Source organism: Priestia sp. JNUCC 25, assembly GCF_053667915.1.
In genome coordinates this window covers 4,949,054-4,967,740 of the sequence record NZ_CM132211.1, presented here as the reverse complement: position 1 = coordinate 4,967,740, position 18,687 = coordinate 4,949,054, and the positions used below count along the sequence as shown (strand labels likewise).

Below are 18,687 nucleotides of genomic sequence, written 5' to 3'. Positions count from 1 at the left end.
CCTTTTTTATTTGGAATATGTGAATGCGTCACGTCCTGTAAAAAGGTGAATTCTCGGCGTACCTATCATATTTCCTTTGAAGTATTATTGAATTCTTTCTTTAGAATGTTTATACTATTTAAGTTATAACGTATTCATTTTAATAAGGAAGTGTCTTTTGTGAGTAACGCTTCAGAAGTCAAGAAACCCATTGAAGTTAAAATTGTGACGGATATCCGCGATGGTCACCGAAAAGAGACAACATCGGTAAATGCAAAAGGTATGTATTATGAAAAAGGATCGAAAATTTATCTTACATACACAGAGCGCCAAGAGGAAATCGGAGATATTAGAACAATGGTGAAAATTAGCGAAGATGAAGTATCAATTAATCGAACCGGTGCTGTTCAAATGAAGCAATCGTTTCGTAAAAAGGTACAGATCGAAGGAACTTATATAAGCCCTTATGGACGTATGGATTTACTAACATTCGCTCATAACATTGAATATAAACAAATGACTCAAAAGGGTCGATTATTTTTAACGTATGATCTAGAAGTACAGGGTCAGCCTACCGGGAAATATGCGTTAACCATTACATTCAAGGAGGAGAAAAAATGAACATCGTCGAACAAGTGCAGCAAAAATTAAAAGCTGAAATTCAAGATGCTGTGGTCAAAGCAGGACTTGCTGAAAAAGCAGAACTTCCAGAAGTTCTATTAGAAACCCCAAAAGATAAAACACATGGTGATTATTCTACCAATATGGCTATGCAGCTAGCTCGTATTGCCAAAAAAGCACCGCGTGTTATCGCTGAAGAGCTTGTAGCAAACTTCGATAAATCAAAAGCATCTATCGAGAAAATTGACATTGCAGGCCCTGGATTCATCAACTTTTATATGAATAACTCTTATTTAACAGAGCTTATCCCAACGATTGTAAAAGCTGGTGAAGCGTACGGTCAAACAAACGTAGGGAACGGACAAAAAGTACAGGTTGAGTTTGTTTCAGCTAATCCGACAGGGGATTTACATTTAGGACATGCCCGCGGTGCTGCAGTTGGAGACTCATTATGTAATGTTCTTGAAAAAGCAGGTTACGATGTGTCACGTGAATATTATATCAATGATGCTGGTAACCAAATTAATAACCTGGCTTATTCAGTAGAAGCACGCTACATGCAGGCTCTTGGTTTAGAGAAAGAAATGCCTGCAGACGGCTATCATGGTGCTGACATTATAAACATCGGAAAAGAGCTAGCAAAAGAGCACGGAGACAAGTATGCAAATGCTTCTGAAGAAGAGCGTTTTGAATTCTTCCGTCAATACGGGTTAGATTATGAGTTAGCTAAATTAAAGCGTGATCTTGAACAGTTCCGTGTGAAATTTGACGTATGGTATTCTGAAACGTCTCTTTATAAAAATGATAAAATCTCAATTGCACTTGAAACGCTGAAAAAACAAGGCCATGTATATGAAGAAGAAGGTGCTACGTGGTTCCGTTCTACGACATTTGGTGATGATAAAGACCGTGTGTTAATTAAAAATGACGGTTCATTTACGTACTTAACACCAGATATTGCGTATCACCAAGACAAAATTCAACGCGGATTTGATAAGCTAATTAACATTTGGGGAGCCGACCACCATGGATATATTCCTCGTATGAAAGCGGCGATTCAAGCGCTTGGTTATGAAAAAGATACGCTGGAAGTAGAAATTATTCAAATGGTTCAACTGTATCAAAATGGCGAAAAAATGAAGATGAGCAAACGTACAGGTAAAGCAGTAACAATGCGTGATCTAGTAGAAGAGGTAGGCCTTGATGCAACTCGCTACTTCTTTGCGATGAGAAGTGCGGATACACATTTAGACTTTGATTTAGATTTAGCTGTTTCTCAATCTAATGAAAATCCTGTATACTACGCGCAATATGCTCATGCCCGTATTTGCAGTATTCTTCGTCAAGGTGAAGAGATGGGGATTCAATCAACATCTGGCGCTGACCTTTCATTAATTAGTGCAGAAAAAGAAATGGAACTGCTGAAGAAAATCGGAGAGTTCCCTCAGGCCGTAGCGGAAGCAGCAACAAAACGTATTCCCCACCGCATTACGAACTATGTATTTGATCTTGCTTCTACGTTCCATAGCTTCTATAATGCAGAAAAAGTATTAGACAGCGATAATGTAGAAACAAGTAAAGCACGTATTGAACTAGTGAAAGCTGTTCAAGTAACGCTTCAAAACTCCTTAAAACTAATTGGTGTTTCAGCACCTGAAAAAATGTAACAAAAAAAGAGCCTCTTGGCTCTTTTTTTATTTAAAAAACAAGCGTGGCGCCTCCCGTACGCTTTACTCCTCTCATTGATGCTAAATCTTCCACTAATTTTAGCATCGCTTTATCTTTTAACTTTGCTTCAATCATTACGTCAAAATCTTGTCCGATATCTTTAGCTATTTGCAAAAAAGGTGCGATAAAATCAGTTGAGACATAATCAGAGTGACTTCTAAATTCTTTTTCAGATTTAGGAGAAGAGATATGTACTTTTGGTTTTAACCCGATATGTTTCCACGTGTCAAAGATACGAGGGAGCAATAATTCAAGAGGTTCTTCTCCTTCATTTGCTTTGTGGTGGTGATAATCAAAAAGGAGAGGGACTTTCTCTTTTTCGCATACAGCTAATGTTTCTTCAGTTGTATATGTTTTATCATCATTTTCAAGAGTCATGCGCTTTTTAATGACAGGTGGCAGCGTTTGAATGTTTTCATGAAATCGACCGATCGCTTTTTCTTTATTGCCATAGGCTCCTCCTACATGAATATTAATAAGGGCTTGATCGGCTACTCCCATCGCTTCAAGCATTCTATAGTGATAATCCATATCTTTTACCGCATTGTCTGTAATATGTTTTTTATCACTTGTAAATAATGTGAACTGATTGGGATGAAAACTCACGCGCAGCTGATGATTCCGAATCAATTCTCCTATCTCTGACCAATCGTCTTGGAACGCATCAATGTAATTCCAATCTACTTCAGGATGAGTCGCTAAAGGGACAAGAGAAGATGATAATCGATACAGCATAATTTCATGAGCAATATTAAAATGTAAAGCGCGCTTAGTATGATTCAAATTTTGTTTTGTGACGTGATGAAGCTTATCCAGTCTCTCGTCTTTTTTTATTTTTTTCCATCTAGTAAACGTGAGGGTTTTAGCAGGTGAGCAGTCCCAAAGCGACAGGGCATGTGATACATAGCCAAATCTAATTTTCATGATAAATCTTCCTCTTTTCGTTCATTAAAGTAACGGAGAAATAAAGGTTGCAAATCCTTGCTTTAATTTTTCACTCCATGTTCGGTTTTTGACATCTTCTAAAGACAAAACCGGGCATTCCCCCATACAAGCTTTAAAGCTGTTCTTTACCTCTTCAATATATGTGGCATCATAGATTAAACAGTTGATTTCAGCGTTTAAGAACAAGCTTCTTTTATCAAAATTAGCCGTTCCTACATCGCAGATAACATTGTCTGCAATTAATACTTTTGCGTGGTAAAAACCGTAATAATATTGATAAATCATACAGCCTGCTTGAAGTAATGTAGGAAGATAGGCAAACGCAGCATGATGAACAAGCGGTTGATCTGCACGCATTGGAATTAAAATATGAACTTGTACTCCCCGTGCACGAGCTTGCAATAAAGCATTCATCAAAGGTTCACTTGGAATAAAATAAGGAGTACCTATGTACAATTCCCTATTGGCTTGGTTGATAATCGATAAAAAGCTTTCTTCAAGTGAAAAACCTTCAGTCGACTGTAGCTGAATAACATAGTCTCCTTCAGAGGTTGGTGGAAAGTATCTTTCCATTTTACGCAGGTCTAAGCCGGTAGCAGCATACCAGTCGCTCAACAGCTGCATTTGAAGATCTTGGATACCTTCACCTTCCATACGCAGGTGGTAATCTTTCCACACCCCAAGCTTGGCGTCGAGTCCTAAATATTCTCTTCCGATATTAAAACCGCCAATGTAGCCCACTTTCCCATCAATAACGGCCATTTTACGGTGATTGCGTGCGTTGAGTGTATAAAACAAATAAGGCCACCGTAGCGTTCGACTGTAAGCAAAATGAACACCTTGTTTTTTTAAGAATGCAATTTTGTTTTTCTTGATTTTATAGCTTCCCACACGGTCTACCAATAACCGGACTTCAATATTTTGCTGTGCTTTTTGGACTAGTAAATCTAAAAAATCTTGGCTAACTTCATCATTTTGTACGATGTAAAACGATAAATGGATAAATGAAGAGGCATTTTCTATTTCGTGAAATAAATCTTTATACAAGACATTCCCGTCTGCGAACAAAAAAAGAGAAGCACTGCGCTTTGGAAATGTATTTTCAGCCTGAGAAAATACTTTCTTTCCAACGCCAAGGTCAATTGCAAGCCAAGCAATAAAAATAATAAAAAGTAAAATTACAACCATGCCGCTCATCATGTCACCTCTTTTCCCGATGTAAATACATTTTATGTTGTTCTTAGTGTCACCTTGTTTAAATAGAATATGAACAAAAGAAAGAAAAGATATTGACTGAATGCTCATTCATTATATACAATGAAAACAGATATATTATCAGAAAATTTAGTCGTCAGGAGGAAAGAAAGGTAACAAATTATTCAAGGAGGGGACGAGATGACAGGGTTGCTGTGGGTGAATTTTCTCTTTTTTATTATTGTAACCGCTTACGCTGTTTCTTTGTTTGTATATTTAATTCGCACACGCATTGAGTATATTCAATTAGGAAAAAAAGTTGAATTTGATCAGCGGTTAAAAGAAAGGCTGCAAAAAATTTGGGTGAACGTGTTTGGACAAAAGAAGCTGTTAAAAGATAAAAAAAGTGGAATTATGCACGTCATGTTTTTTTATGGGTTTATTTTAGTTCAGTTCGGCGCGTTAGACTTCATTATAAAAGGTTTGCTTCCAGGTAAACATTTGCCGCTTGGACCTTTATATCCCGGCTTTACATTTTTTCAAGAAATTGTGACGTTTTTGATTTTAGTAGCAGTTGTCTGGGCTTTTCACCGCCGCTACGTAGAAAAGCTTGTGCGTTTAAAAAGAGGGTTTAAATCTGGTTTAGTACTGATTTTTATTGGAGCACTTATGCTGTCAGTGCTGGTTGGAAACGCTATGTCAATCATCTGGCATAATCATGAACCAGCATTGACAGAACCGATTGCGTCATCTATTGCCATCTTGTTTAAGGGAATCAATGATGTTGCCGCTATTTCCATTTTTTATGTTTCATGGTGGATTCACTTAGCCGTGTTATTGACGTTTTTAGTATATGTTCCTCAATCAAAACATGCTCATTTACTGGCTGGACCGGCTAACGTATTTTTTAACCGTGTTTCTAAGCCAGGTAAGCTTGAAAAGATTGATTTTGAAGATGAGACGCAGGAGACGTTTGGAGTTGGAAAGATTGAAGAATTTACACAGCATCAGCTTATTGATTTATATGCCTGTGTAGAATGCGGTCGATGTACGAATATGTGTCCGGCAACGGGTACAGGGAAAATTTTATCTCCAATGGATTTAATTTTAAAGATGCGCGATCACTTAACAGAAAAAGGAGCGGTTGTGACATCTAAGGCACCTTGGGTTCCTACGTATGCATTCTCCAAAACAAAAGGGAATCAGCTGGCGATGATGGCGGCCAGCCAAGGCGGAGCAGAGGCTGCAGCAACAGCAGAATATAATCCAGCTTTAATCGGAGATGTCATTACAGAAGAAGAAATTTGGGCATGTACAACGTGCCGAAACTGTGAAGATCAATGTCCAGTAATGAACGAGCATGTAGATAAGATCATAGATTTACGACGTTTTTTAGTATTAACTGAAGGAAAGATGGACGCGGATGCTCAGCGTGCCATGACGAATATTGAACGTCAAGGAAACCCTTGGGGATTAAATCGAAAAGAGCGTGAAGAATGGCGGCATGTAAGAGAAGATGTTCACATTCCGACTGTTAAAGAAGTAAGTAAAGCCGGTGAAACGTTTGAGTATTTGTTCTGGGTAGGTTCGATGGGATCTTATGATAACCGCAGCCAAAAAATCGCTCTATCGTTTGCAAAGCTTCTCAATGAAGCGGGTGTTTCATTTGCGATTTTAGGAAATAAAGAAAAAAATTCTGGTGATACGCCGCGCAGGTTGGGCAATGAATTTTTATTCCAAGAGTTAGCTTCTAAAAATATCGCTGAATTTGAAAAAAATGAAATCAAAAAAATTGTTACGATTGATCCACATGCTTACAATATCTTCAAAAATGAATATCCAGATTTCGGTTTTGAAGGAGAAGTGTATCATCACACAGAATTATTAGCTATGTTAGTGAAAGAAGGTAAGCTGTCACCAAAACACGCGGTTAATGAAAAAATTACCTTCCATGATTCCTGTTATTTAGGAAGATATAACGAAGTATACAGTCCACCAAGAGAAATTTTGAAAGCGATTCCAGGTGTTCGTTTGATTGAAATGGATCGCAACCGTGAAAATGGTATGTGCTGTGGAGCAGGAGGAGGGTTAATGTGGACGGAAGAAACGACCGGCCAGCGCATTAATGTAGCGCGCACGGAACAAGCCTTAGCCGTTAACCCAAGCATTATCAGTTCAGGTTGCCCGTACTGCTTAACGATGCTAAGTGACGGAACAAAAGCAAAAGAAGTAGAAGAACAGGTTCATACGTATGACGTAGCAGAACTGCTTGAAAAGTCAATTTATGGTGACGTGCAAGAACAGGTTTCATAAAGGAAAAGTAGAGATGGTCTTCATCTCTACTTTTTACAGAAAGGAAATTGAGCAAGCGTTCAATCGGGAAGGACAAAGATTAGGAAAAAGAGGAGGAAACAATAGTGGGGAAAACAGTTATTGTGAGTGCAGTTCGAACACCTTTTGGAAAATTAGGTGGCAGCGTAAGTGGACTAAAAGCGGCAGAACTAGGCGGGAAAGCGATTCAAGCAGCATCAAAGGGACGTACAGAAATTGATTCCGTTATTATGGGGTGCGTACTGCAAGGGGGCCAAGGACAACTGCCTTCTAGGCAAGCCATGCATTATGCAGGTTTACCGTGGCAAGTAGAGACGGAAACCATTAATAAAGTTTGTGCATCGGGCATGCGCAGCATTACAACTGCTGATCAGCTGATTCGATTAGGAGAAGCAAAAACAATCATTGCAGGTGGAATGGAATCGATGAGTAACGCACCGTATCTTCTTCCAAAAGCAAGGTGGGGATTCCGTATGGGAGATAGTGTTGTGACGGATTTGATGGTTCATGACGGATTGACATGCAGCTTTACAGGAGTTCAAATGGGTACGTATGGAAATGAAATAGCTTCTGAAATGAATATTTCCCGAGAAAAGCAGGATGAATGGGCCCTTCGCAGTCATCAATTAGCGGTGGAGTCAGAAGAGAAAGGGATATGGACTGCAGAAAGAATTTCAGTTGATATTCCGTCTAAAAAAGGAACGATAACGGTTCAAAAAGATGAAGGACCAAGAAAAGATACGTCGTTAGAAAAACTCTCGTCTCTTCGGCCTGTATTTGGTCACAGCGGAACTATTACAGCAGGAAATGCACCTAGCGTGAATGATGGAGCAGCTGCGCTCATGCTAATGGATGAAGATGTAGCAAAAGCAAATGGCTATGAGCCGTTGGCTACGATTGTAAACCATACTTCTCTTGCGATGGAGCCAAGGGAATTTCCGAAAACGCCTGGGTTTGCTATTAACAAGCTACTGCAAAAAACAAATAAAACAGCAGACGATATTGCGCTGTTTGAAATCAATGAAGCTTTTTCAGCAGTAGCGTTGATGAGTATGGAGATTGCGGGACTTCCGGCTGAAAAAGTAAATGTGAACGGGGGGGCAGTAGCACTTGGACATCCAATTGGAGCAAGCGGTGCCCGTATTGTTGTAACGCTCATTCATGAATTAAGACGACGAGGCGGCGGCCTGGGCATTGCTTCTATTTGCAGCGGCGGCGGCCAAGGTGATGCCATCATGGTAGAAGTGTAAAAGGGGGATACCAACTTGAATATTGAAACAGTTATGGTTATTGGAGCAGGTCAGATGGGAGCAGGAATTGCACAAGTATTTGCTGCGAGCGGATATCAAGTTTCTTTGTATGACGTTGATCAAAAAAATACACAAAAAGGAATAGAAGGTATTGATAAACGTCTGAAAAAGCAGGTGGAAAAAGGTTCTCTCTCAGCTAAGGAATATGAAGAAATTATGGAGCGCCTTCACCTGGCAAATGAAATAACAGCAGCACAAAAAGCAGATTTAATTGTCGAAGCGGTTGTGGAAAAGATGGAAGTCAAACAAGCCATTTTTGCGGAGTTGGATTCGTTAGCCCCGAGTCATACTGTTTTAGCAACCAACACGTCTTCGCTTCCTATTACTGAAATTGCAGCTGTGACCACTCGACCTGAAAAAGTAATTGGCATGCACTTTATGAATCCTGTTCCGGTGATGAAACTCGTTGAAATTATTAGAGGGCTGGCTACTACCGATGAAGTGTATCAAGCAGTCTATGAAACAACGAAAAAATTAAATAAAACCCCGGTGGAAGTTCATGATTTTCCAGGGTTTGTTTCAAATCGAATTTTAATGCCAATGATTAACGAAGCTGTGTTTACGCTCTATGAAGGTGTAGCAAACGAAGAGGATATTGATCAAGTGATGAAACTAGGAATGAACCATCCAATGGGACCTTTGACATTAGCAGATTTCATCGGCCTCGATACATGTTTATTTATTATGGAAACGCTTCATAAAGGGTTTGGTGATGACAAATATCGTCCTTGTCCATTGCTTAGGAAATATGTAAAGGCAGGGTGGCTTGGTCGAAAAACAGGAAAAGGATTTTTTACGTACGAAACATAAAGGAGTGGCGAAATGATCTTTTTTACGTCTGAACAACACATGATTAAAAAGATGGTAGCTGATTTTAGTGAAAAAGAAGTCGCTGCGGCTGTGCCAAACATGGAAAAGGGTGAATTTCCTCGAGGTTTATTAAAGCAGATGGCTGATCTTGGCCTGATGGGCATTCCCGTTCCTCAAGCATACGGAGGGGGCGGACTGGACTTTGTGTCGTACATGATTGCCATCCACGAAATATCAAAAGTAAGTCCAGCCCTCGGCGTCATTTTGTCTGTTCATACTTCTGTAGGTACGAATCCTATTGTCGTATTTGGGACGGAAGATCAAAAACAAAAATATGTAAAAAAACTGGCGACAGGTGAATATTTAGGTGCTTTTTGTTTAACAGAACCTAGTGCAGGGTCTGATGCTGCAAGCTTAAAAACAAAGGCAGAACGAAAAGGAGACCACTATCTTTTAAATGGCTCAAAGCTTTTCATTACAAACGGCGGAGAAGCGGATACGTATATTGTATTTGCTAAAACGAACCCCGAACGCAGGTCGAGAGGGATGAGCGCTTTTATCGTTGAAAAGACGATGGAGGGATTTTCAGTAGGAAAAGATGAACATAAGATGGGTCTTCACGGTTCTCGAACGGTTCAACTGCACTTTGAAAATATGCAGGTACCTGTAGAAAATCGTCTCGGAGAAGAAGGTGAAGGCTTTCGAATTGCGATGGCTAATTTAAATGCCGGAAGAATTGGTATTGCTGCTCAGGCGGTAGGGATTGCTGAAGGTGCGTTAACGGCAGCTAAAAACTATGCAAATGAACGATATCAATTCGGAAAACCGATTTTATCTCAGCAGGGTATTGCCTTTAAGCTGGCTGATATGGAAACGGCCGTTGAATCAGCGAAGCTTTTAATGTATAGAGCCGCTTTTTTATATGAGCAAAAACTTCCTTGTAAAAAAGAAGCCTCAATGGCGAAATTATTTGCTTCCCAAACAGCGATGAATGTAGCAATCGATGCGATTCAAGTTTTGGGAGGTTATGGTTATATGAAAGATTATCCAGTAGAGAGGTATTTTCGCGATGCCAAAGTATGCGAAATCTACGAAGGTACAAGCGAAATTCAGCGCATCGTCATTAGCAGTCAATTATAGGGGGAATAATCATGTTTTTTAAACTTTCAGAAGAACACGAAATGATTCGAAAAATGGTGCGGGACTTTGCCAAAAACGAAGTGGCTCCGACAGCTGCACAACGAGATGAAGAAGAACGTTTTGACAGAGGAATCTTTAAGCAAATGGCTGATCTAGGATTAACAGGTATTCCATGGCCGGAGCAATACGGAGGAATTGGCAGTGACTATCTAGCTTATTGCATTGCCGTTGAAGAACTGTCTAGAGTATGTGCATCGACAGGCGTTACTTTGTCGGCTCATACTTCTCTAGCCGGCTGGCCAATCTATACATTCGGAACAGAAGAACAAAAACAAAAATACCTGAAACCTATGGCAACGGGTGAGAAAATAGGTGCTTATGGATTAACCGAACCGAGTGCTGGATCAGACGCAGGAGGAATGAGAACGCTCGCCGTAAAGGACGGAGAAGATTATATTTTAAATGGCTCTAAAATCTTTATTACAAACGGCGGCGAAGCGGATATTTACGTTGTATTTGCTCGCATCGACCCCAATGAAAAACGCACGAGCGCTTTTATTATTGAAAAAGATATGCCGGGATTTTCAGTTGGTAAAAAAGAAAAGAAACTGGGCATTCGCTCTTCACCTACCACAGAAATTATTTTCGAGGACTGCCGTGTTCCAAAAGAAAATTTGCTAGGAAATGAAGGAGAAGGATTTAAAGTTGCGATGATGACACTAGATGGCGGCCGAAATGGCATTGCAGCGCAGGCTGTAGGAATTGCTCAAGGGGCGTTAGATGCGGCCGTAGCTTATGCCAAGGAACGTCAGCAATTTGGTAAGCCAATTATTTCTCAGCAAGGAATTGCTTTTAAGCTAGCCGACATGGCCACGAGTATAGAAGCTGCAAGACTGTTAACCTATCAAGCTGCTTGGCTGGAGTCCCAAGGGCTGCCATATGGCAAAGAATCAGCCATGTCAAAATTATATGCTGGGGATACAGCAATGAAAGTAACGACAGAAGCTGTTCAAGTATTTGGAGGATACGGTTATACAAAAGATTATCCAGTAGAACGTTTTATGAGAGATGCAAAAATCACGCAAATTTATGAAGGGACACAAGAGATTCAGCGTCTTGTCATTTCTAGGTATCTTGCTAAATAAAACACTTGTTGTAGGAGAGGTGAAAAAAATGAAAAAGAGAGAAGTTCTCACATCCATTAAAGATGAAAAGCTGATTGTAGAGCGTCGTAATCAAATGATTAAAGGGGCCGTCACGCTATTTAAGGAAAAAGGTTTTCACCGAACAACAACAAGGGAAATTGCCAAAGCCGCTGGGTTCAGCATTGGTACGCTTTACGAATATATTCAATCTAAAGAAGATGTTTTATATCTTGTATGTGACAATATTTACGATGAAGTGAGAGTGCGATTAGAAGAGATGGTAGTGGATCGTTATACAATCGCTGAGCTTCAACAAGCGATTCAGCACTATTTTAAAGTTGTGGATGAGCTTCAAGATGAAGTATTAGTCATGTACCAAGAAGCGAAATCGTTGTCTAAAGATGCGCTTCCATATGTATTAAAAAAAGAGCTAGATATGGTTGAAATGTTTAAGGTTATTATCGAAGGCTGCGTAGAAAACAATCAATTTGCACTTACGGATAAAGAAATTTCGCTGTTTGCTCATCATTTATTTGTTCAGGGTCAGATGTGGGCATTTCGCAGATGGTGGCTGCAAAAGCATTATTCATTAGAAGAATATACAAATATGCAGTTAGATTTTTTACTTAAAAATTTTTCATTTCAACAACTGTGTGAGGGGGAGACAGTTTGAATACAAGCAAAAGACCGCTTCGTTTTTTAACCGCTTCTAGCCTGTTTGACGGCCACGACGCGTCCATTAATATTATGAGACGAATTCTTCAAGCCAAGGGGGTAGAAGTCATTCACCTGGGGCATAACCGATCTGTTGAAGAAATTGTTAACGCTTCCATACAAGAGGATGTTCAGGGGATTGCCATTTCTTCTTATCAAGGCGGCCACGTAGAATATTTTAAGTATATGTACGATTTACTCCAAGAACAACAGGCTTCTCATATTAAAATTTATGGCGGAGGAGGAGGGGTAATTATTCCGAGTGAGATTCAAGAGCTTCATGATTACGGCATTTCTAAAATCTTTTCGCCGGAAGATGGACGAAAAATGGGTTTAGAAGGCATGATTCAATTTATGATCGATGATTGTTATTACACCAATCCCTCTGCACTGCCGAAGGATCGAACCTTAACGCCGGCTAATGACCGTTTAATTGCCCAGCTTATTACATGCGCTGAAAATGAGGCCTATGAATACACAAAAGAGCATGCAGCCGCTCTTGAAGAAATCCGAGAAAGTGTAATCGAAAGCGAGACGGATCAAAAAATACCGGTTATTGGAATCACAGGAACAGGAGGAGCGGGGAAAAGTTCGCTTACGGATGAATTAGTAAGGAGGTTTATTGAACATATTCCAGATATTCATGTAGCTGTCTTATCCGTTGATCCAACTAAACAAAAAACCGGAGGAGCGCTTCTTGGGGATCGAATTCGCATGAACATCGCAGCGTCTCCTCGTGTGTATATGAGAAGTTTGGCCACACGTTCATCTGGACATGAGCTATCGGTGGCCATTCGAGATGGAATTGCCGTCGTGAAAAAAGCGGGTTTCGACATTATCATTGTCGAAACAAGCGGCATCGGGCAAGCTGATGCTCAAGTTAAAGATATTGCAAACGTCTCTCTTTATGTAATGACAAGCGAATTTGGCGCGCCGTCGCAGTTAGAAAAGATTGAAATGATTGATTACGCAGACTTTATTGTAATCAATAAATTTGAAAAAAAAGGTTCCGAAGACGCAAAAAAACAAGTGCAGCGTCAATATCAGCGCAATCATCAGCTGTTTGAAAATAATCTCTCTACTATGCCAATTTACGGAACAATTGCGAGTCAGTTCAACGACGGGGGAACAAATATTTTATTTGAAGATCTTGTAAATCATCTGCATCAAACATGCCGTACGTCTTGGCACGTAGAAAAATCATCAGAGCGCGTAAGTGAAAAGAAATATACCATCATTCCTAATGATCAACAGCAATATTTACAGGAGATTGTAAATAGCGTTCGTTCTTATCACCGCAATACGGATGTTCAAGTGCAAACAGCGCGTAAATTTTATCAGCTAGAGGGTGCTCTGGAGGAAGTGGAAACAGAAACGGCCAAGCAAGAGCTCACTCAGCTAAAGGAGAAATATCAAAAACAGCTAACGGCTGAATCGATTGAAAAGCTGGAAAACTGGCCTAAATTAAAAAGTCAGTATGGGCAAGAAGAACTTATTACAAAGATAAGAAATAAAGAAATTAAAACCTCTCTGCAAGTTGATACCCTATCAGGACTGCGTATTCCGCGCGTGGCCCTTCCAAAAGTTGAAGAATACGGGGAAGTTCTTCGTTTTCTTTATAAAGAAAACGTGCCGGGTGCGTTTCCTTATACAGCAGGTGTTTTTCCGTTTAAACGAAAAGGAGAAGATCCTAAGCGCCAATTCGCAGGCGAAGGAACACCAGAACGAACAAATCGCCGCTTTCACTATTTGTCAAAAGATGATGAGGCTAAGCGTTTAAGTACAGCGTTTGATTCTGTAACGCTTTATGGAGAAAATCCGGATCCAAGGCCGGATATCTTCGGGAAAATTGGCGAAAGCGGCGTAAATGTCTGTACGCTTGATGATATGAAACTCTTGTATAAGGGATTTGATCTTTGCCATCCGTCGACTTCCGTTTCGATGACGATCAATGGGCCGGCTCCAATATTACTAGCTATGTTTATGAATACAGCTATCAGTCAGCAGGTGGAAAAGAAGGAAGAGGAGCTGAAGCGTCCTTTAACAGAAGAGGAATACGAGGACGTAAAATCAGGTACGTTGAAACAAGTGAGAGGAACCGTTCAAGCGGATATATTAAAAGAAGACCAAGGGCAAAATACGTGTATTTTTTCCACAGAATTTGCATTAAAAATGATGGGAGATATTCAGCAGTACTTTATTGACGAGAAAGTGCGCAACTATTATTCTGTTTCTATTTCAGGCTATCATATTGCTGAAGCAGGAGCCAATCCAATTTCTCAGCTCGCGTTTACATTAGCCAACGGTTTTACGTACGTGGAATATTACTTGAGCCGAGGCATGCACATTGATGATTTTGCTCCTAATTTATCTTTTTTCTTTAGTAATGGACTTGACCCTGAATACACGGTTATCGGACGTGTAGCGAGAAGAATCTGGGCAATTGTGATGCGTGATAAATACGGCGCGAATGAACGCAGTCAAAAGCTTAAGTATCATATTCAAACATCCGGCCGATCGCTTCATGCACAGGAAATTAATTTTAATGATATACGTACGACGCTGCAAGCCTTAATGGCTCTTCATGACAACTGCAACTCTCTTCATACCAATGCGTATGATGAAGCAATTACAACACCGACAGAGGAATCTGTACGAAGAGCGATGGCCATTCAATTAATCATTACAAAAGAGCATGGATTAACTAAAAACGAAAATCCACTACAGGGCTCTTTTATTATTGATGAACTAACAGACTTGGTAGAAGAAGCGGTCTTGGCTGAGTTCCAACGCTTAAATGATCGAGGCGGCGTTTTAGGTGCGATGGAAATGCAGTATCAGCGAGGTAAGATTCAAGATGAATCGATGGAATATGAGATGCAAAAACATACGGGAGCTTTACCTATTATAGGAGTAAATACGTATATTAATCCAAATGAAGAGGAAAATTCCTCAGTTGATGACATGCAGTTAGCCCGCGCATCAAAAGAAGAAAAAAATCATCAAATTAATCAGCTTCAGAAGTTTCAACAGCAGCATGAAGAAAAAAGAGAAGATGCGCTGAAAAGGTTAAAGAAAGCTGCAACAGAAGGAGAGAACATTTTTAAAGAGTTAATGGAGACCGTTAAAGTAGCCAGCTTAGGAGAAATTACGCGAGCTTTATATGAATGCGGTGGGCAATATCGCCGAAATATGTAATAATGTATCGTTAGTATATAGTGATATATTAAAAGCCGAGATGACCGTTTGTTGGTCATCTCGGCTTTTATAGACCTAACCCTAGCGGAGTCAGAATAACTGATGGTGAATTCCTTTTGGTTAAAGGATGCTGTTGGCGTATTAAGTAGAATGTATTATAGTGATAAAATGTCTGTTTTTTCGTTGTTTTATGCGAAATTCTCGAGAATTTTAGAAACGAGGCTAGCATAAATGTATTGAATTTGTTTATAATGAATGGTATGTATTTATTCGTTTCCATCATTTACACATATGATGAATTGATTTAATAGATTTTCGATATACATAGCCATAGAAAGGATGTGCCAGATTTGAGTTTAGCACAGTACTCAAAAACGGATTTAAAAGAAATGTCGATGATTGAGATTGCTTATGCGCTTCTAGAAGAAAAAACAGATCGTCAAGCAATGTCATTCCAAGAAATTATTGCTGAAATTAAAGCAGCAGCTGAAATGTCAGATCAAGAATTAAAAACGAGATTAGCTCAGTTTTATACAGATATTAATATTGATGGTCGCTTTTTAACAGTAGGGGACAACCACTGGGGTCTTCGTGGATGGTATCCTTTTGACCAAGCTGAAGAAGAAGTTATTCCGGTTGCAAAACCTAAAAAGAAAAAAGCGAAAAAAGCTGTTGTTGAAGAAGTTGAAGATTTTGATGATTTAGAAGAAGATTTGGATTATGAAGATGTTGATGATCTAGACGAAGAAGAAGATTTTGAAGACATTGACGAGCTAGAAGAAGATGAAGATGATCTTGCAGAAGACGATTTTGACGATTTAGAAGATGATCTAGACGATGATGAGGAAGACGAAGAAGAAGATTATGAGGACGAAAAAGAAAAATAATCCTTCTTGACTTTTTCAAGCGAAGTAGGTAGAATCTTTTTTGGGCTCTTTAAACAAGCATTTAAAAAGTTTTTATTTAAAATAGACTATTGCTCCCAATCCAGTTTTGGTATTGGGAGCAATTTTTTTATTTTATCTATCCATGTTTTACACCCCGATATGTTCTTATAAATCCTTGATAGAAACTTTCTTTTGGTTCTTGAACGTTTCACATTCATAAGGTTTCTTATAATTTCGCATGCACAATGAATGAATTGTGATTGTTTATGTGAAAACTTTTAATATTGTACAGTTCAAATTATTTAGAGGGGGAAGTATAGATGACAAAGTATATTTTCGTAACAGGCGGTGTTGTATCATCTCTAGGAAAAGGGATTACAGCAGCTTCTTTAGGCCGTTTATTAAAAAACCGTGGGTTGAACGTAACGATTCAAAAGTTTGATCCATACATTAACGTAGACCCAGGAACAATGAGTCCATACCAACACGGTGAGGTATTCGTAACGGATGACGGCGCGGAAACAGACTTAGACTTAGGTCACTATGAGCGTTTTATCGATATCAACTTAAATCGCTACAGCAACGTAACAACAGGTAAAGTATATTCAACAGTATTGAAAAAAGAGCGTCGCGGTGATTATTTAGGCGGAACAGTTCAGGTTATTCCGCACATCACAAATGAAATTAAAGAACGCGTTTTCCGTGCAGGTAAAGAAACAAATGCGGACGTTGTTATTACTGAAATCGGCGGAACGGTAGGAGATATTGAATCACTTCCTTTCCTAGAAGCTATTCGTCAAATCAAAAGCGATATTGGCCGTGACAACGTTATGTATATCCACTGTACACTTGTGCCATATTTAAAAGCTGCTGGTGAAATGAAAACAAAACCGACACAGCATAGTGTAAAAGAATTACGTAGCTTAGGTATTCAGCCAAATGTTATCGTTGTTCGTACGGAAATGCCAATTTCTGAAGATATGAAAGACAAGTTAGCTTTATTCTGCGACATTGATCCAAAAGCGGTTATTGAGTGTGCAGACGCTGAAACATTATATGAAATTCCACTATCTCTACAAGAGCAGCACCTAGATCAAATCACATGCGATCACTTGAAATTAGATTGCAAAGAAGCAGAAATGACTGAGTGGAAAGCACTGGTTGAGAAAGTAAAAGGACTTTCAAATACGACAAAAATTGCATTGGTTGGTAAGTATGTAGAGCTTCAAGATGCTTATATTTCTGTCGTAGAAGCAATGAAACATGCTGGATATGCATTCGATGCAGATGTAAACATCAAGTGGGTAAATTCTGAATTTGTAACAAAAGAAAATGTTCAAGATTTACTTGGCGATGTAGACGGTATCTTAGTTCCAGGTGGATTTGGTGATCGTGGAATTGAAGGTAAAATTGTAGCAACACAATATGCACGTGAGCAAAAGGTTCCATTCTTAGGTATTTGCTTAGGTATGCAGCTGGCATCAGTTGAGTTTGCACGTAATGTATTAGGATTAGAAGGCGCACATTCAGCGGAAATTGCACCTGAAACAAATTATCCAATTATCGACTTATTACCAGAACAAAAAGACGTAGAGGACCTAGGCGGTACACTGCGTTTAGGACTATACCCTTGTAAATTGTCTGAAGATACGCTTGCATATGAAGCATATCAAGATGAAGTGGTATATGAGCGTCATCGTCACCGCTATGAATTTAATAACGAATACCGTCAACAAATGGAAGAGAAAGGTTTTATCTTCTCTGGTACAAGCCCAGACGGCCGTTTAATTGAAATTGTAGAGCTAAAAGATCACCCATGGTTCTTGGCTTCACAATTCCACCCAGAGTTCACATCTCGTCCAACAAGACCGCAACCATTGTTCAGAGAATTTATTCGCGCATCAATGGAGTCAAGCCAAAACAAATAAGTGAAATAAAAAACACGCTGTCTTTAGACAGCGTGTTTTTTATTCATATTCTTCTACGATTTCTTTTAATGTGAAAGTTAAACCGTAGTACGCGTATAAAGCGACCATCATTGCTGGAAAACCAAATCTTGAGCCGTCTTCTCCAGGAATAAGCGGCTTTAACAATTTTGTATCAATATGAGCATCTGCGAGTGCTGTTAAAGAAGGTTCGGCTATCTCTTTAGGAACAGCAGCAATGCTAACAAATGGAATATCCTGTTTCTTTAAACGTTCAGCTATTTCCACTGCTTTATTATCTGTTGAAAATCGAGAGATAAGCAGTACGCGATCAACGCTAGTCAGCTGATCTAATTCATGTAAAGGCAAAGCTTTTGCCTGACTTAAAGGTTCCGCACTGCTTAGTGCTTCAAGCGTAATGGCGTGCATTTCTTCTACACCATAAATATAGATAAATCCTTCTCCGACAGAGGCCTGTGCTAAAATACGCGCGGCATCTTCAAATTGGAATTCTTCTTGTTCTTCAATTCGTTTAAAAAAACCTGAAAGTTGAGTTGTGAAAATTTTAAGCATAGAATCTCCCTTCGATTTAAGCGGCTAAAGCCGTCTATCTACACATTATAACGAAAAAAGCTATCTGTATTCTATCTTGAAATGAGCTACAATGAAAGTAAAGTGCAATGAAGTTAGATGGATGACAAAAAAAGCTATGTTTTGTAACAATTTCTCTAATAAGCAGGGATTTTTGTTTTAAAGGCGA

14 protein-coding genes are annotated in these 18,687 nt (G+C 39.4%); 11 read left to right on the top strand and 3 right to left on the bottom strand.

The window, feature by feature from the left end; genetic code table 11:
- Positions 1-159: 159 nt before the first annotated feature.
- Together JNUCC25_RS26065 and argS are read left to right on the top strand one after the other, a co-directional pair.
- Entirely contained in the window at positions 160-600 is a 441-nt protein-coding gene (locus tag JNUCC25_RS26065; RefSeq protein WP_014457736.1) for a DUF1934 domain-containing protein, read from the top strand.
- A complete protein-coding gene (argS, locus tag JNUCC25_RS26060) occupies positions 597-2,267 on the top strand; it encodes an arginine--tRNA ligase (protein ID WP_025601750.1) in 1,671 nt (556 codons plus the stop codon). Before JNUCC25_RS26065 ends, argS begins: the two co-directional genes overlap by 4 nt.
- A gap of 31 nt (positions 2,268-2,298) precedes the next feature.
- On the opposite strand, the gene uvsE is transcribed toward argS, so the two are convergent.
- Both uvsE and cls read right to left on the bottom strand, forming a co-directional pair.
- Entirely contained in the window at positions 2,299-3,252 is a 954-nt protein-coding gene (gene uvsE / locus JNUCC25_RS26055; protein ID WP_140456571.1) for a UV DNA damage repair endonuclease UvsE, read from the bottom strand.
- 24 nt (positions 3,253-3,276) lie between these two features.
- Complete coding sequence (cls, locus tag JNUCC25_RS26050) at positions 3,277-4,470, bottom strand: cardiolipin synthase (RefSeq protein ID WP_049815259.1); 1,194 nt, start codon at positions 4,468-4,470, stop codon at positions 3,277-3,279.
- Between the two features lie 198 nt (positions 4,471-4,668).
- On the opposite strand from cls, the gene JNUCC25_RS26045 reads away from it, so the two are divergent.
- From JNUCC25_RS26045 to JNUCC25_RS26005, 9 genes are all read left to right on the top strand, one after another.
- Positions 4,669-6,780 carry a (Fe-S)-binding protein gene (locus JNUCC25_RS26045; protein ID WP_029319419.1) on the top strand — a complete coding sequence of 704 codons (2,112 nt, stop codon included), beginning with the start codon at positions 4,669-4,671 and terminating at the stop codon, positions 6,778-6,780.
- A 104-nt stretch (positions 6,781-6,884) separates the two neighbouring features.
- Positions 6,885-8,048 (top strand): acetyl-CoA C-acetyltransferase, encoded by a 1,164-nt coding sequence (locus tag JNUCC25_RS26040; RefSeq protein ID WP_013059836.1) that lies wholly within the window; start codon positions 6,885-6,887, stop codon positions 8,046-8,048.
- Between the two features lie 15 nt (positions 8,049-8,063).
- Complete coding sequence (locus JNUCC25_RS26035) at positions 8,064-8,918, top strand: 3-hydroxybutyryl-CoA dehydrogenase (RefSeq protein WP_025601784.1); 855 nt, start codon at positions 8,064-8,066, stop codon at positions 8,916-8,918.
- Positions 8,919-8,930: 12 nt separating this feature from the next.
- Positions 8,931-10,058 (top strand): acyl-CoA dehydrogenase, encoded by a 1,128-nt coding sequence (locus tag JNUCC25_RS26030; RefSeq protein ID WP_029319416.1) that lies wholly within the window; start codon positions 8,931-8,933, stop codon positions 10,056-10,058.
- Positions 10,059-10,069: 11 nt separating this feature from the next.
- Positions 10,070-11,203 (top strand): acyl-CoA dehydrogenase, encoded by a 1,134-nt coding sequence (locus JNUCC25_RS26025; RefSeq protein ID WP_025601786.1) that lies wholly within the window; start codon positions 10,070-10,072, stop codon positions 11,201-11,203.
- A gap of 28 nt (positions 11,204-11,231) precedes the next feature.
- Positions 11,232-11,876 (top strand): TetR/AcrR family transcriptional regulator, encoded by a 645-nt coding sequence (locus JNUCC25_RS26020; RefSeq protein ID WP_013059832.1) that lies wholly within the window; start codon positions 11,232-11,234, stop codon positions 11,874-11,876.
- Entirely contained in the window at positions 11,873-15,115 is a 3,243-nt protein-coding gene (icmF, locus tag JNUCC25_RS26015) for a fused isobutyryl-CoA mutase/GTPase IcmF (RefSeq protein ID WP_029319413.1), read from the top strand. Before JNUCC25_RS26020 ends, icmF begins: the two co-directional genes overlap by 4 nt.
- A 350-nt stretch (positions 15,116-15,465) precedes the next feature.
- Complete coding sequence (gene rpoE, locus JNUCC25_RS26010) at positions 15,466-16,002, top strand: DNA-directed RNA polymerase subunit delta (RefSeq protein WP_013059830.1); 537 nt, start codon at positions 15,466-15,468, stop codon at positions 16,000-16,002.
- A gap of 320 nt (positions 16,003-16,322) precedes the next feature.
- Positions 16,323-17,930: a CTP synthase gene (locus JNUCC25_RS26005; RefSeq protein WP_013059829.1), complete on the top strand. Its 1,608-nt coding sequence runs from the start codon at positions 16,323-16,325 to the stop codon at positions 17,928-17,930.
- A gap of 39 nt (positions 17,931-17,969) precedes the next feature.
- On the opposite strand, the gene JNUCC25_RS26000 is transcribed toward JNUCC25_RS26005, so the two are convergent.
- Positions 17,970-18,500 (bottom strand): DUF2529 family protein, encoded by a 531-nt coding sequence (locus JNUCC25_RS26000; protein WP_029319411.1) that lies wholly within the window; start codon positions 18,498-18,500, stop codon positions 17,970-17,972.
- Positions 18,501-18,687: the final 187 nt, after the last annotated feature.

Excerpts from the sequence above, each read along its gene's own strand:
- JNUCC25_RS26000 (WP_029319411.1), bottom strand. The coding sequence starts at position 18,500 with ATGCTTAAAATTTTCACAACTCAACTTTCAGGTTTTTTTAAACGAATT.
- JNUCC25_RS26005 (WP_013059829.1), top strand. The coding sequence starts at position 16,323 with ATGACAAAGTATATTTTCGTAACAGGCGGTGTTGTATCATCTCTAGGA.
- JNUCC25_RS26045 (WP_029319419.1), top strand. The coding sequence starts at position 4,669 with ATGACAGGGTTGCTGTGGGTGAATTTTCTCTTTTTTATTATTGTAACC.
- uvsE (WP_140456571.1), bottom strand. The coding sequence starts at position 3,252 with ATGAAAATTAGATTTGGCTATGTATCACATGCCCTGTCGCTTTGGGAC.
- JNUCC25_RS26030 (WP_029319416.1), top strand. The coding sequence starts at position 8,931 with ATGATCTTTTTTACGTCTGAACAACACATGATTAAAAAGATGGTAGCT.
- cls (WP_049815259.1), bottom strand. The coding sequence starts at position 4,470 with ATGAGCGGCATGGTTGTAATTTTACTTTTTATTATTTTTATTGCTTGG.
- JNUCC25_RS26025 (WP_025601786.1), top strand. The coding sequence starts at position 10,070 with ATGTTTTTTAAACTTTCAGAAGAACACGAAATGATTCGAAAAATGGTG.
- argS (WP_025601750.1), top strand. The coding sequence starts at position 597 with ATGAACATCGTCGAACAAGTGCAGCAAAAATTAAAAGCTGAAATTCAA.
- JNUCC25_RS26020 (WP_013059832.1), top strand. The coding sequence starts at position 11,232 with ATGAAAAAGAGAGAAGTTCTCACATCCATTAAAGATGAAAAGCTGATT.